Genomic DNA, 14,111 nt, shown 5'->3' on the forward strand with positions numbered 1-14,111 from the left:
TGCACAACAAATTATTCGGAGTATTAACGGGGCATTGCTACGGCATTACATGCCGGTCTTGATCGTGTTCCACACCCGCGTGATGGCCCGGCTTTCCTTCGCATCGTGGGTTTTCTGCGGGAACAGACGCTTGAGCGTTTCGGCGTCGGGGTAGATCGCCTTGTTGTCACGCACATCGGCATTGAGCAAGGGCGTGGCCTTGGCGTTGCTGTTGGCGTAGTGGATGTAGTTGGAGACGTCAGCCATCACCTGCGGCTGCAGCAAGTACTCGAGGAACTTGTGGGCGTTGGCGGCGTGCGGCGCATCGGCCGGGATGTACATGTTGTCGAACCAGATCAGCGAGCCTTCCGTGGGAATGAAGTACGCCAGGTTGATCTTCAGCCCCGCTTCTTCAGCCCGGGCCTGGGCAGTGGCGTAGTCGCCGGACCAGGTCATGGCCATGCACACATCGCCGTTCGGCAGGCTGGTGAGGTAGTTCACCGAATCGAATTTGCGGATATAGGGGCGCACTTTCATCAGCAGGTCTTGCACCGCTTTCAAATCTTCCGGCGCCGCGCTGCGTGGGTCGCGGCCAAGGTATTGCAGGGCCAGGGGGATGACTTCGGTGGGGGCGTCCATGATGGTCACGCCGCAATCGGCGAAGCGCGACACCACTTTGGGGTCGAACATCATCGCCAGCGAGCCAATGGGTGCGTCGGGCATGCGCTCCTTGATCTTGTCGACGTTATAGGTAACGCCGTTGCTGCCCCAGGTATAGGGTGCCGAGTACACCAGCTGCGGGTCGTAGCCTTGCAGGTTCTTGATCACTTCCTGGTCAAGGTTGCCCAGGCTTGGCAGCTGCTTTTTATCCAGCGGCTGGAACACTTTGGCGGCGATCATTGGCGGTACGAGGGAGGCGTTGAGTACCACCAGGTCGTAGCCGGAGCGGCCGGTGAGGAGTTTGGCTTGTACGGTTTCGTAGGCGTCGAAAGTGTCGTAAATCACCTTGATGCCAGTGGCTTTTTCGAAATCAGCGAGGGTGTTTTCGCCAATGTAATCGGCCCAGTTGTAGAGCCGCAGTGTATTGGCGCCCTCTTCTTGCGCGGCAAATGCTGGCGCGGTGAGCGAAAGAAAAAGCGAACAGCGAACGACAAAAGCAAACACCTTACCCATAGTCATTTCACCTTGTGAGTGTCATCTGCCCTGGATGAGCGATGGCTGCACTATTGAGGGAAACGCCGGGGGGGACCATACCCTGATTGGGTAGGTTCGGCTGGCCATGGCAGTTCTCGCCGTGTAAGGTTGCCCCCGGGTGTCGCGATTGCAGTCAGCAATCGGGCAGGTTTTTTGTGTTGGTCGGGCCGCCACACAGTCGATACAAGTGAGCGACCATGAACCGAATCCTTACCCCCAAGGACCTTCCTGCTGCGCGTCGTGTAGCAGACAAAGCCTTTAGCGCCCTCGAACACTTTCTGCATATTGAAGCCGTCAGCGGCATCGTCTTGATGCTGGCCGCTGCCATTGCCCTGATCTGGGCCAACTCCCCCGCCGCCGACAGTTACCACCACTTGTGGCATTTGCCCTTGAGCATTGGTTTGGGCGAGTTTCAGATTTCCCAGTCGCTGCACTTCTGGATCAACGACGGTTTGATGACCGTGTTTTTCCTGGTGGTGGGCCTGGAAATTCGCCGCGAAATTCACGAAGGCGCCCTGGCCACCCTAAAGCTCGCGACCTTGCCGATGGCGGCGGCCCTGGGTGGCGTTGCCGTGCCGGCGCTGTTTTACCTGGCCATCAATGGCGACCCGAGCCTGCGTGCCGGCTGGGCCGTACCGACCGCTACCGATATCGCGTTTGCCATGGGCGTGCTGGCCTTGCTGGGCAAATCCATTCCGCCATCAGTGCGGGTGTTTTTGCTGGCCCTGGCGATCATCGATGACATCGCCGCCGTCCTGATCATCGCCCTCTTCTACTCCGGTGGCCTGGAGCCGATCGGCTTTCTGATTGCCGGCGCCGGCATTGTGTTAGTGCTGATATTTCAGCAGATCGGCATCGGCTCGGCGTACGCCTATGTGCTGCCTGGCGCGTTGTTATGGTTTGGCCTGCTGAAAACTGGCGCTCACCCGACCTTGGCCGGCGTGGTGCTGGGCCTGATGACCCCGGTGTTTTCCCGCCCCGACACTGAGCGCCCATTGGACAGAGCCATGCGTGCGGTGAACGCCGTAGCCGAGCGCGCCAATGGCGATGCCCATCATTTGCTGCGCCCGGTAAACCAGCTGCGCACCGCCCAACGTGAACTGCTGCCTCCGGTAATTCGTGTGCAGGCATCACTGCACCCGTGGGTGGCTTACGGCGTGATGCCGCTGTTTGCACTGGCCAATGCCGGCGTAAGTCTGGGTGGTGTTGATCTTGGCGACTCGGGTTCACTGACCGTGATGTTCGGGGTGCTGTTCGCTCTCGTGGTGGGCAAGCCGATTGGCGTGATGTTCAGCACCTGGCTGCTGGTGCGTCTAGGTTGGTGCACCTTGCCGGCCGGCATTACCTGGGCCTGGTTGGGGCTGGTCGGTTGCCTGGCGGGGATTGGTTTTACCATGTCGATCTTTATCGCCTCGCTGGCCTTTACCGATGCCGGCTTGCTGAGTGCTGCGAAGCTGGGCGTGCTACTTGCCTCGGCCATTGCGGCCACAGTGGGGTTGGTGATTGGGGCGATTGTGGTGCGGCGTTCGCGCCTTCAAGCGAGTGCGGTCGCTTCCTAGCTGATAGCCAAAGCAAGATCAAAAACTCGAGGCTGATCGTAACGCCGCCCGGCCTCTCCCACATTAAATTTGCGGCCCTTGTGGGAGAGGCTTCAGCCTCGATGCTTTTAGGGCAACAACAATGCGAGACCACAGATGAAGCAAACCACTAAGCCAGGCAATGCTGTTCGTATTGCAGTAGAACCCAAAAAAAACAGGAAAAAACTAACGGCTGCGGACGTAAAAAGCGCCGCTGAAGGCGGTGATAAAGCCCTTGAATACTTTATAGAGAATGGTGTTCTACCCGCTCGCTGAGTTTATGGCCATGTCAGGGCTTAAGTATCAACGTCCCCAACGGCGGCAAATTCAACGCCAGCGATTGTCCTTCCCCATGGCTTTCCACGTTGTCGGTATGCAGCCCACCACGCGTTCCCGCGTTCGAGCCGGCAAACACTTCATCATCGCTGTTAAGCAGCACCTGCCACTCCCCCGCCTGCGGCACGCCGATGCGATAGCCTTCGCGCGGCACCGGCGTGAAGTTGTGTACGACCAGTACCGGCGCGCCGTCGTCGCCATGACGTAGAAAGGCGTAGACGCTATTGGTCGCGTCATCACCGATCAGCCATTGGAAGCCTTCGGGCTTGCCGTCACGTTGGTGCAGCGCGGGATGCTCGCGGTACAGGTGGTTGAGGGTTTTCACCAGGTTCTGCGTGCCTTGGTGTTCGCCGTAGCGCAGCAGGTACCAGTCCAGTTCATGGTCGTGGCTCCATTCGCGCCATTGGCCAAATTCGCAGCCCATAAACAGCAGCTTTTTCCCCGGATGGCTCCACATAAAGCTCAGGTACAGCCGCAGGTTGGCGAATTTTTGCCAGCGATCGCCGGGCATTTTGTCGAGCAGTGAGCGTTTGCCGTGCACCACCTCGTCGTGGGAGATCGGCAGGATAAATTGCTCGGTAAAGGCGTAGAGCAAACCGAAGGTCAATTTGTCGTGGTGGTGTTGGCGGTTGAGCGGGTCTTCGGCGATGTATTTCAGGCTGTCGTGCATCCAGCCCATGTTCCATTTATAGGCAAAGCCCAGACCGCCGCCCTGGGTGTCGTGGCTTACGCCCGGCCACGCAGTGGACTCTTCGGCAATCACCAGCGCGCCCGGTACTTCGGTGTGCACCACGTCGTTTAGATGGCGGAGAAAGTCGATGGCTTCGAGGTTTTCCCGGCCACCGTGGCGGTTGGGTATCCACTCGCCATCTTTGCGTGAGTAGTCCCGGTAAAGCATCGAGGCCACGGCATCTACCCTCAAGCCATCGATATGGTATTGGCGCAACCAGTGCAGCGCCGAGGCCAGCATATAGCCGTGCACTTCGTTGCGGCCGAGGTTGTAGATAAAGGTGTCCCAGTCCTGATGAAAGCCCTCGAACGGGTGCGCGTATTCATACAGCGCGGTGCCGTCGAAGCGGGCCAGGCCGTGGCTGTCGGTGGGAAAATGCGCCGGAACCCAGTCGAGAATCACGCCGATACCGGCGACATGGCAGGCGTCGACAAACGCGGCGAAATCCGCCGGGCTGCCGTAGCGCGAACTCGGGGCAAATTGCGACAGCAGTTGATAGCCCCACGAGCCACCAAACGGGTGCTCCATGATCGGCATTAGCTCGACGTGGGTAAAACCCATCTCGTGCATATAGGGGATTAGCTGGTCAGCCAGTTCGGACCAATGCAGCACTCGCCCGTCTTCGTGATGACGCCAGGAGCCAACATGCATTTCGTAGATCGACAGCGGCTGGTTATGCGCCTGGGCGTGCTGGCGATTCTCCAGCCATTGCTGGTCGTTCCAGGTGAATTCCAACGGCTGAGCCACCACCGAACCAGTGGCTGGCGGCAGCTCAGTCGCCAACGCAATGGGGTCGGCCTTCAGGGGCAATACGCCGTGGCTGCCGAGAATCTCGTATTTGTAGACTTCGCCGGGTTGCAGGCGCGGGATAAAAATCTCCCACACGCCCGACGGATGCCGCCCGCGCATTACGTGGCGGCGGCCATCCCAACCATTGAAATGGCCGACTACCGACACCCGCCGCGCGTTAGGCGCCCACACGGCAAACCGCACGCCGCGAACGCCGTCTACTTCAACCAGCTGCGCGCCAAAGGCTTTGCCCAGCTCGCGGTGGTTGCCTTCACCGAACAGGTAGATATCCATCTCGCCTAATTGCGGACCAAATGCATACGGGTCTTCAATTTCCTGCTCGCCCTCACCCCAGCGAATTCGCAGGCGATAGGGGCGCAGCTCCGGAGGGCGGATGGTGAACATCCCCGGCACTTCGCCAAGCGTCATTTCACCGAGGTTTTCGCCGCTGTTGGCATCGATCAGATCGACACCCAACGCGCCCGGCAGATAGGCACGCACAATTGGTCCCTGCTCGTCCCGGTGCGGGCCGAGGAAGGCAAACGGGTCGCTGTGCTCGGCGCGGACCAGCGCCTGTACATTGGCATCCGGCATTTCTGCGTTGAGCGGAGCCGGCACATTCAAATCGATCATCGTGCACTGCTCCCAAGCAAGTGTTGGCCCAGCTCCACCAGGCCCTGCACCGGCACATTCAGCCAGTCGGGGCGGTAGCGGGCTTCATACAGAATTTCGTAGGCGGCTTTTTCCAGACTGAACAGCGCCAGGGCGGCCACTTCACCGTCGCGTTCGTGCCAGGCATGGGGCAAGTCGGCGGCGGCCAGGCGATAGGCTTCCTGGAACGCGGTACGCGCCTGACTGCGATATTGGCCCGCCACTTCACGACGCACGGCATCGGCTTCACGGGAGGCGTCGGTGCTGTGCGTATTGCGAATGGCCATGGCGGCGGCGTAGTCGAACGAGCGGATCATGCCGGCCACATCCTTCATCGGGCTGTGGCGGGTACGGCGCTCTTGCAGACTGCGAGTCGGCTCGCCCTCGAAGTCGATCAGGTACGCATCGCCCTGCACCACCAGCACCTGGCCCAGGTGCAAGTCGCCATGCACCCGAATACGCAGACCGCCCAGGCACAGTTGCGCCAGTTTGTTTACGCAGCGAGCAGTTGCTTGCCATGCGCCGCCAACCATTGCGCGCTTGCAGCGTCGGCACTCGGGCTATTGGCGACCTGATCCAACGCCTCCTGCAGCTGAGAGCTGACGCTACTGGCCCATTCGTCCACATCGTGTTGCGTGCTGGTGATGGCGCCAAAGTCCGGGTTCTCGCTCGGCTGAGCCAGTACCCGATGCATCTCGCCCAGGCGGCGCCCCAATTGCCGGGCGAACGTCGCCAGCTCCAGGCTGGCGGGGGCAATCGCACCGTCGGCGGTGGCTACCGCAGGGTTCGACAACTGATCGCGTATAGCCCGTTCCAGAGTGTTTTGCGTCCACTGCCAGGCATCGCCCTGGTTGCTCAGGAAACGCTGCAACACCATCAAGGTATGCGGCACGCCCTGGGCATCTACGCGGCGTACTTCGCCGAGCAACTGCGGGATATTGGCAAAGCCCTGGGCGGTGAGATACCCGCCCATTTCGGTTTCCGGGTGAATGCCGGGCATCACCCGGCGCACCAGTTTCAGCACCATGCTTTCGCCAATCAGCGCCGAGCTGTTTGACTGCTCCGCCGAGACCAGATTGATCTCTTCCTCGGGGTTATCCGGTAGCTCATGCAACTGCGGCGTCGGCAAAAACTGCAGCTCGCACCCGGCCGAATTCAGCACCTGGCCTTCGCGCAGGTAACGCACCACCTGCTGGCTGAATTCGCCCAAAGTAAAGGCATCGGTGAGCAACCCAACTTCCCGGCCACGGCGCAGACGAGCGAGGGCCAGTTGCTGTGGCACGCTGCTGCCGGCGGCATTTTCCGCCACATAACTGAGCGGTAATTGGTAATGCTCAACCTGATTGCCGTTGCGCACTTCCACTTCGCTGAGCACGCTGCGCGCGCCAAACGGCACGGCGTACAGCAGCTTGTATTCGGCGGCGGCACCGTCGTCCAGCGACGAGAACCAACGGCGTTTGGGCAGATAAGCCGGCAGCGATTCACGGCTCAACGTCAGGCTGCAACGCGATTGCATCAGCTCGGTGAGGTCACGTTTGATCACCAGCGTCGGCAGCTCGGGCATGCGGTCTACCGGCGGCACGTGCCAGGCGGGCATCTGAGCTTCTTCGGCGAGCAGGAACCAGTAGAAACCGTAGGGCGGCAGAGTCAGCAAGTAGTTGAGTTGGCCAATCGGCGGGAACGACGTACCGCCCACCATCTCCACCGGCACCATGCCGTTATAGGCAGACAGCTCCAGCTCGGCGGCCTGGGCCGCCCGCGACATATTGGCCACGCACAAATGACTTCGTGTTTGCCGTCTACGCCGGTGTATTCGCGCAAGTAAGCGAGGATACGGCGGTTGGAGGGCGCGAGCATTTTCAAGGTGCCGCGGCCAAAGGCTTTCTGTTGTTTGCGGATGGCGAGCATGCGCCGCGTCCAGTTCAGCAACGAATGGGCGTCGCGCTGCTGGGTTTCCACGTTGATGCTTTGAAAGCCGTAGAGCGGGTCTTGAATCGGCGGCAATACCAGGCTGGCAGGGTCGGCGCGGGAGAAACCGCCGTTACGGTCGATGGACCACTGCATCGGCGTGCGCACGCCATCGCGGTCGCCGAGGAAAATGTTGTCGCCCATGCCGATCTCATCGCCGTAGTACAGCGTCGGCGTGCCGGGCATGGAGAGCAGCATGCTGTTGAGCAGTTCGATACGCCGGCGATCGCGTTCTACCAACGGCGCCAACCGGCGGCGAATACCGAGGTTGATCCGCGCCCGGCGATCGGCTGCGTAGTAATTCCACAGATAATCGCGTTCGTGGTCGGTGACCATTTCCAGCGTCAGCTCATCGTGGTTGCGCAGGAAAATCGCCCACTGGCAGTTATCCGGAATTTCCGGGGTCTGGCGCAGGATATCGGTGATCGGAAAACGGTCTTCCTGGGCGATTGCCATGTACATGCGCGGCATCAGCGGGAAGTGGAAAGCCATATGGCATTCATCGCCGGGGCCACCGTCTTCGCCGCCAAAATACAGCTGGGTGTCTTCCGGCCATTGGTTGGCCTCGGCCAACAGCATGCGGTCCGGGTAGGTGGCGTCCAGCTCGGCGCGGATTTTCTTCAGCACCACATGGGTTTCAGCCAGGTTTTCGTTGTTGGTGCCTTCGCGCTCGATGAGGTACGGAATGGCGTCCAGGCGCAGGCCATCAACGCCAAGGTCGAGCCAGAAGCGCATCACGCTCAGCACTTCTTTAAGCACCTGCGGGTTGTCGAAGTTTAGATCCGGCTGGTGCGAGTAAAACCGATGCCAGAAGTACTGACCGGCGACCGGGTCCCAGGTCCAGTTGGACTTTCGGTGTCGAGGAAAATGATCCGGGTTTCCGGGAATTTTTGGTCGCTATCGGACCACACGTAAAATCCCGCGCCTTGGAGCCGGTTTGGCGCGCCGGGCTTTCTGAAACCACGGGTGCTGGTCGGAGGTGTGGTTGATCACCAGTTCAGTGATCACCCGAATGCCGCGGCTATGGGCCTCGGCAATAAAGCGTTTGGCATCGGCCATGCCGCCGTAGTCGGGGTGCACATCGCGGTACTCGGCAATGTCATAGCCATCGTCGCGGCGTGGCGACGGGTAGAACGGCAGCAGCCAGATGGTGTTGACGCCCAGGTCGGCGATGTAATCGAGCTTGGAAATCAGCCCCGGAAAGTCGCCGATGCCGTCGTTGTTGGAGTCGAAGTACGACTTCACGTGCACCTGATAGATCACCGCGTCCTTGTACCAGAGCGGGTCTTCGATAAAGGCGGCAGGCCGGCGTTTTTGCGACGTTCGGTGGTGGGTTTCTTTTCGGTATTCGCTGTTTTCGCTTGGTCGCTCATCGCGTCCCCCTTAGCTGGTTACGCGCACGCGCCAGATACCGAACGGCTGTGCCACGGTTCAATGCGCATCCATTGGGTTTTGCCGTGCCAGGTCCAGGTGTGCCCGGTCATCAGGTCCTCACCGTGCAGGCTGGCATCGTCAGGCAGCCCGAACTCCCAAAGTGGCAGTTCAAAATGGGCTTCCTGGGCGTTGTGTGGGTCGAGGCTTACGGCCACCAGCACAAAATTGCTGAGGTCAGCCGTGCGTTTGCCGAACAGCAGAATGTTGTCGTTGTAGCAGGTGTAAATCTCCAGCCCCAGGTGGGATTGCAATGCCGGGTTTTGCCGGCGAATGCGGTTGAGCTGGGCGATTTCGCTGACGATATTGCCGGGCTGCTGATAATTGCGCGGGCGAATCTGGTACTTCTCCGAGTCCAGGTATTCCTCTTTGCCCGGCACCGGTGCCGCCTCGCAAATTTCAAAGCCGAATACATTCCCCAAAGGCCGGAGCCCATGGTGGCCAACGCAGTTCGAATCAGAAAACCGGCACGGCCGTTGTTGTGCAAAAAGGCCGGGTGATATCGGGCGTATTCACGAAGAAGTTCGGCCGGTAGCAATCTCGCCACGGCGCGGTGTTCAGTTCGGTGAGGTAGGTTTCCAACTCGGCCTTGATGTTGCGCCAAGTGAAATAGGTGTAGCTCTGGCTAAAACCGACCTTGCCCAGCCGCGCCATCATCGCCGGGCGGGTAAAGGCTTCGGCGAGGAAGATCACTTCTGGGTGCACGGCGCGAATATCGGCGATCAACCACTCCCAGAACGGCAGCGGTTTGGTGTGCGGGTTATCGACGCGAAACAGTGTGACGCCCTGCTCCACCCAGCCCTTGACCACGTCGCGCAGAGCCAGCCAGAGACCAGGCATTGCGTCTTGGGCGTAAAAGTCGACGTTAACGATGTCTTCGTATTTTTCGGCGGGTTTTCCGCATGGCGGATGCTGCCGTCCGGGCGCCAGCTGAACCAACCAGGGTGTTCCTCAAGCCAAGGGTGATCTGGCGAGCACTGGATGGCGAAGTCCAGGGCGATTTCCAGACCATGTTCTTTGGCGGCCCGCACCAAGGCGCGGAAGTCTTCAAACGTGCCGAGCTTCGGGTGGATGGCGTCGTGGCCGCCGTCTTTGCTGCCGATGGCGTAGGGGCTACCGGGGTCATTGGCGCGGGCTTGCAGGGAATTGTTGCGACCCTTGCGGTGGGCGCGGCCGATGGGGTGAATCGGCGGGAAATACAGCACATCAAAGCCCATATCGCGCACATACGGCAGGCGTTCGATCACATCGCGGAAGGTGCCGTGGCGGTCTTCATCGTCGGTGGCCGAACGCGGGAACAGCTCGTACCAACTGGCAAACTCGGCCAGCTTGCGCTCCACATCGAGCGGGTATGCCGGGCTGTTGATTCGGTGCGGGTGGCTTCGGTAAGCCGCATGGCCTCGGTGGTTTCCGCGGCCAGAAAGAACGTCACGCGTTCTTCCACTGACTGGGTGTCTTGCAGCGCACGCAGGCGCTCGGCCATCAGTTCGGCGTGCTCGGGGCCGGCGTGTTCGGCGGCGTTGCGCAGCAGTTGCTCGCCTTCTTGCAGCTCCAGGTGATGGGCACCCCGGCAGAAAACTTCTTCAGAAGCTCGTAGGTAAAGGTGGCGTAGCCGTCCCACCAGGCCTGCACAGCGAAATGGTAACGGCCGGGTTGGTCGAGGGTGAACTCGCCTTGCCAGAGGTCGTTGCCAAGGTCTGTCAGCGGTACGCGGTGCCACTTTTCTTCGAGTTCGGCGCGCCACAACACGGCGCCATCGAGCTTGTCGTGGCCGTCGGTAAGATCACCGCACTCACGGAAACAATGGAGCCGACGACACTTTTAGCCGGAAAACGCCCGCCTTCGACCACAGGCATTACTGCCTCGATGGCTATACGCGGCAATTGCAGGGCTTCGTCGATTGGCAAGCTGGAGGTCTGGCGTTCGGCAACCTGATTGAGGGGGGCCAAGGGGCGAGCATGCGACATCGAATCGGGCTCCTTCACTGCAAACCGCCGCCGCCCGGTGAACTGGGTGGCGGCGTGTCTGGATTCGTTGTCCCTGCGCAAAACAGGGGCGTACAGTTCCGAGCCCCTGGTAGAGCAAAAGTTCAGGGTTTTGCTGGGTTTGTTTGGCACCGCGTTTCACACAAGACTCTGGATTCCAGCCTGCGCTGGAATGACGGTGATGGCGTCGAAATCTCCGTCGTCCCCGCGCAGGCGCGGACCCAGAATTCACGCACTTACGCTAAAGTCGCCGGCTCTCCATCTTCATAAGCTACTCATGCTCACCGCCTACCTCAGCGTCTTCACCATCGCCTTCCTCGCCGCCACCCTGCTGCCGCTGCAATCGGAAGCCGTGCTGGTGGGTTTGCTGTTGGCAGGTGATTACTCAACCCTAGGGCTACTCGCGGCGGCTATCGCCGGCAATGTATTGGGTTTCGTGGTGAACTGGTGCTTGGGGCGGGGAATCGAGCGTTTTCGCGAGCGTCGCTGGTTTCCCGTTAGCCCTAAACAGATGGCGCGGGGCACAGCAGTGGTACCAGCGCTTTGGAAGCTGGACCCTGCTATTGAGTTGGTTGCCGGTGGTGGGCGACCCGCTGACGTTGGTCGCCGGGGTGATGCGCGAGCCGTTGTGGCGGTTTTTGCTATTGGTGACGGTCGCCAAAGCGGGCCGCTACCTGGTGTTGGCAGCGGTGGTGTGTGGTTACGAGTTTTGCGCGGCGTAACTAATCATTCAACGGCGCCGGAGCGGGTTTCGCGGGGTCGGCCGCCGTTTACTCTCAACTCCTTTTCGCTCGCAGGCAGTTGATCGACCGCGCTGAACAACTGCTGCGGCTCAATCGGCCCGGCATGTTCAAGCTTCTTCTCGCCATCCTTGCCCAGCAAAATCACCTTGGCCTGCGCACTGGCGCCCAGCTTCAATGAGCGAATCAGGGCCATGGTGCTTTGCGGGTCGAGGTCTTTGCCGTCGCGCTTACCGATGGTGTTCACCACGGTGTAGAGCACCATATTGCGTTCTTTAAAGGCCGCCTGATTGGCTGGATCCTTCAGTGCCTCCAGCAGTTTCACCAAGGCCGGGTCGGCCGAACTGTTGGCGATCACGATGACCGGCCGCGCCTGACCACGGTCGGCGTTAAGCGGGCTGTCTTCATTGTCGGCCAATACGGGCCGCTAAGGGCAACCATCAACGCCAGGCTGAACGAGCGCAAAAACATAGATACCTCCTTTGAAATCCATCCCGACAGAGATTGCGGTTTTGGGGCAAAGGTTCACTGGCGCCTGCAAATTCTCTAAGTCGCTTCTACGAAGTACGCCGCCTAAACAACGGCCGCGGCTCAATCGCCGACCGCCCATACAACACACTCATCCCCGCCAACCCCTTCAGCGCATCCTCCACCGACTTGTCGGCCCGCACCGCAAAACTGTCAAAGCCGCACTGGCGCATATGGCTAAGCTGGTCGCGCAACACATCGCCCACCGCGCGCAATTCCCCCTGCCAACCCAACCGGCGGCGCAACAGATACGCCTGGCTATAACCTCGCCCATCCCGAAAGCTGGGAAAGTCGATGGCGATCATCGCCACATCGGCCAGCAGAGGTTGCAGGCTTTCCACATCATCGTCCGGCCCCAGCAACAACCCTTCTCCGGCTTGCCATTGCGCCAGGGGCACGATGCGCAGCGCCGGATCGTCCTGTTCAATAACGGGAAGCCCGTCTACCAACCGGATCAGATTGCTCATGCCACCTCCTCCGCGCGGTACACCCGCTCCTTGAAGGGCTCCAAGCCGATGCGTTGCACCGTGTCGACAAACCGTTCCTGGTTTTCCCGGTAGTCCGTAAAGGTCTGCACGATGCGTTCGATCACCTGCGGCACCTGTTCGGCAGCAAACGAGGGGCCGATCACTTTGCCCAGCGCTGCCTGTTGGCCCTGAGCCCCGCCGAGGGTGATCTGGTACCACTCGCTGCCGTTCTTATCGACGCCGAGGATGCCGATATTGCCGATGTGGTGATGGCCGCAAGCGTTCATGCAGCCGGAGATATTGAGGCTGAGTTCGCCGATATCGTGCAGGTAATCCAGGTCATCAAAATGCGCCTGGATGCCTTGGGCGATGGGGATGGATTTGGCATTGGCCAGCGAGCAATAGTCGCCGCCAGGGCACGCGATGATATCGCTGAGCAGGCCGATATTGGCGGTGCCCAGGCCCTGTTCACACGCGGCCTCCCATAGCGCGTAGAGGTCACGTTTGCGCACATCCGGCAGCACGATATTTTGCTCATGGGCGATACGGATTTCGCCAAAGCCAAAGCGCTCTGCCCAGTCGGCCACCGCGTCCATCTGCGCCGAGGTGACATCGCCTGGCGGCATAGCAGCGCCCGGTTTGGTCGACAGCACCACGCTCGCATACCCCGGAACCTTATGGGCTTTGACGTTGCGCTCGACCCACTTTTCAAAGGCCACGCTTTGCGTCAGATGGCTGCCGAAATCCAGATCAATCAGTGGCAACGGCGCATAAGCAGGCGGCACAAACGCGCTGGCCACACGCTGGTATTCGCTGTCGGTAAGCTCCGCCGGGCCGTCTTTCAGGTGCAACCATTCGCGCTCGACCTCGGCGGCGAAAGCCTCGATGCCCAGGGCTTTGACCAGAATCTTGATGCGTGCCTTGTACTTGTTGTCGCGCCGACCATGGCGGTTGTACACCCGCAAAATAGCCTCGACATACGACAGCACGTGCTGCCACGGCAAACCGTCGCGAATTTGTTGCGACAGGATCGGCGTGCGCCCTAGCCCGCCGCCGACCATCACCCGCAGCAGCATCTGCCCCGCCTTGTCGCGGTACAGATACAGGCCAATATCGTGCATCTGAATCGCCGCCCGATCTTCGACTGCCGAGCACAGGGCAATCTTGAATTTGCGTGGCAGAAACAAAAACTCCGGATTGACCGTGGACCACTGTCGGAGGATTTCGGCCAGTGGCCGTGGGTCCAATAATTCATCGGCTGCCACGCCGGCGAAGGCCTCGGTAGTGATATTGCGCACGCAGTTGCCGGAGGTCTGGATGGCGTGCATCTGCACCTCGGCCAGGCGCGCGAGAATATCCGGCACCTGCTCCAGATTGATCCAGTTGAACTGAATATTTTGCCGGGTGGTGAAGTGGCCGTAGTCGCGGTCGTAGTCACGGGCAATCGAGGCCAGGCACCGCAGTTGTTCTGCGCTCAGCGTGCCGTAGGGGATGGCCACGCGCAGCATGTACGCGTGCTTTTGCATATACAGGCCGTTTTGCAGGCGCAGTGGCAGAAACTCGTCTTCGCTGAGTTCACCACTGAGGCGGCGCTGCACCTGATCGCGAAACTGCTCAACCCGCTCGCGCACCAGCGCGTGGTCGTACTCGTCGTATTGATACATGGGGGCGCCCTCGGTTAGTGAGGGGGACTATGCCGGTGCGTAGTCCAGATAAAACAGCGGCAGATTGGTTAA

At 60.3% G+C, this 14,111-nt stretch carries 6 protein-coding genes and 4 pseudogenes; 3 read left to right on the top strand and 7 right to left on the bottom strand.

From position 1 onward, the window contains the following. Window positions 1-45: 45 nt before the first annotated feature. Window positions 46-1,152 carry a polyamine ABC transporter substrate-binding protein gene (locus tag AC0V2S_RS17645; RefSeq protein WP_475510865.1) on the bottom strand — a complete coding sequence of 369 codons (1,107 nt, stop codon included), beginning with the start codon at window positions 1,150-1,152 and terminating at the stop codon, window positions 46-48. Between the two features lie 218 nt (window positions 1,153-1,370). On the opposite strand from AC0V2S_RS17645, the gene nhaA reads away from it, so the two are divergent. Continuing rightward, window positions 1,371-2,732: a Na+/H+ antiporter NhaA gene (gene nhaA / locus AC0V2S_RS17650; protein ID WP_475510866.1), complete on the top strand. Its 1,362-nt coding sequence runs from the start codon at window positions 1,371-1,373 to the stop codon at window positions 2,730-2,732. 135 nt (window positions 2,733-2,867) lie between these two features. Beyond that, window positions 2,868-3,026 carry a hypothetical protein gene (locus AC0V2S_RS17655; RefSeq protein ID WP_475510867.1) on the top strand — a complete coding sequence of 53 codons (159 nt, stop codon included), beginning with the start codon at window positions 2,868-2,870 and terminating at the stop codon, window positions 3,024-3,026. 13 nt (window positions 3,027-3,039) lie between these two features. Here AC0V2S_RS17655 and glgB read toward each other — a convergent pair whose 3' ends face one another. From glgB to AC0V2S_RS17670, 3 genes and pseudogenes are all read right to left on the bottom strand, one after another. Next, window positions 3,040-5,238 (bottom strand): 1,4-alpha-glucan branching protein GlgB, encoded by a 2,199-nt coding sequence (gene glgB, locus AC0V2S_RS17660; RefSeq protein WP_475510868.1) that lies wholly within the window; start codon window positions 5,236-5,238, stop codon window positions 3,040-3,042. Next, window positions 5,235-8,517 (bottom strand): annotated as a pseudogene (gene treS, locus AC0V2S_RS17665) (maltose alpha-D-glucosyltransferase). The gene glgB and the pseudogene treS overlap by 4 nt, the downstream one beginning before the upstream one ends. A gap of 90 nt (window positions 8,518-8,607) precedes the next feature. Next, window positions 8,608-10,622, bottom strand: a pseudogene (locus tag AC0V2S_RS17670) (alpha-1,4-glucan--maltose-1-phosphate maltosyltransferase). A gap of 295 nt (window positions 10,623-10,917) precedes the next feature. On the opposite strand from AC0V2S_RS17670, the pseudogene AC0V2S_RS17675 reads away from it, so the two are divergent. Next, a pseudogene (locus AC0V2S_RS17675) lies at window positions 10,918-11,362 on the top strand (YqaA family protein). A gap of 58 nt (window positions 11,363-11,420) precedes the next feature. Here AC0V2S_RS17675 and AC0V2S_RS17680 read toward each other — a convergent pair. From AC0V2S_RS17680 to AC0V2S_RS17690, 3 genes and pseudogenes are all read right to left on the bottom strand, one after another. Further along, window positions 11,421-11,851 (bottom strand): annotated as a pseudogene (locus tag AC0V2S_RS17680) (DUF4174 domain-containing protein); the annotation flags it as partial. Between the two features lie 86 nt (window positions 11,852-11,937). Further along, the gene (locus AC0V2S_RS17685; protein WP_475510869.1) at window positions 11,938-12,375 is read right to left on the bottom strand and encodes a DUF934 domain-containing protein; all 438 of its coding nucleotides are present in this window, start codon (window positions 12,373-12,375) and stop codon (window positions 11,938-11,940) included. Then, window positions 12,372-14,039, bottom strand: coding sequence for a nitrite/sulfite reductase (locus AC0V2S_RS17690; RefSeq protein WP_475510870.1), 1,668 nt, complete (start codon window positions 14,037-14,039; stop codon window positions 12,372-12,374). Before AC0V2S_RS17690 ends, AC0V2S_RS17685 begins: the two co-directional genes overlap by 4 nt. Between the last annotated feature and the right edge of the window lie 72 nt (window positions 14,040-14,111).

Source organism: Pseudomonas sp. CC11G, assembly GCF_056174845.1.

What these genes read in the sequence shown, in the direction of transcription:
- AC0V2S_RS17645 (WP_475510865.1), bottom strand. Translation starts at nt 1,152, where the DNA reads ATGGGTAAGGTGTTTGCTTTTGTCGTTCGCTGTTCGCTTTTTCTTTCG.
- nhaA (WP_475510866.1), top strand. Translation starts at nt 1,371, where the DNA reads ATGAACCGAATCCTTACCCCCAAGGACCTTCCTGCTGCGCGTCGTGTA.
- AC0V2S_RS17655 (WP_475510867.1), top strand. Translation starts at nt 2,868, where the DNA reads ATGAAGCAAACCACTAAGCCAGGCAATGCTGTTCGTATTGCAGTAGAA.
- glgB (WP_475510868.1), bottom strand. Translation starts at nt 5,238, where the DNA reads ATGATCGATTTGAATGTGCCGGCTCCGCTCAACGCAGAAATGCCGGAT.
- AC0V2S_RS17685 (WP_475510869.1), bottom strand. Translation starts at nt 12,375, where the DNA reads ATGAGCAATCTGATCCGGTTGGTAGACGGGCTTCCCGTTATTGAACAG.
- AC0V2S_RS17690 (WP_475510870.1), bottom strand. Translation starts at nt 14,039, where the DNA reads ATGTATCAATACGACGAGTACGACCACGCGCTGGTGCGCGAGCGGGTT.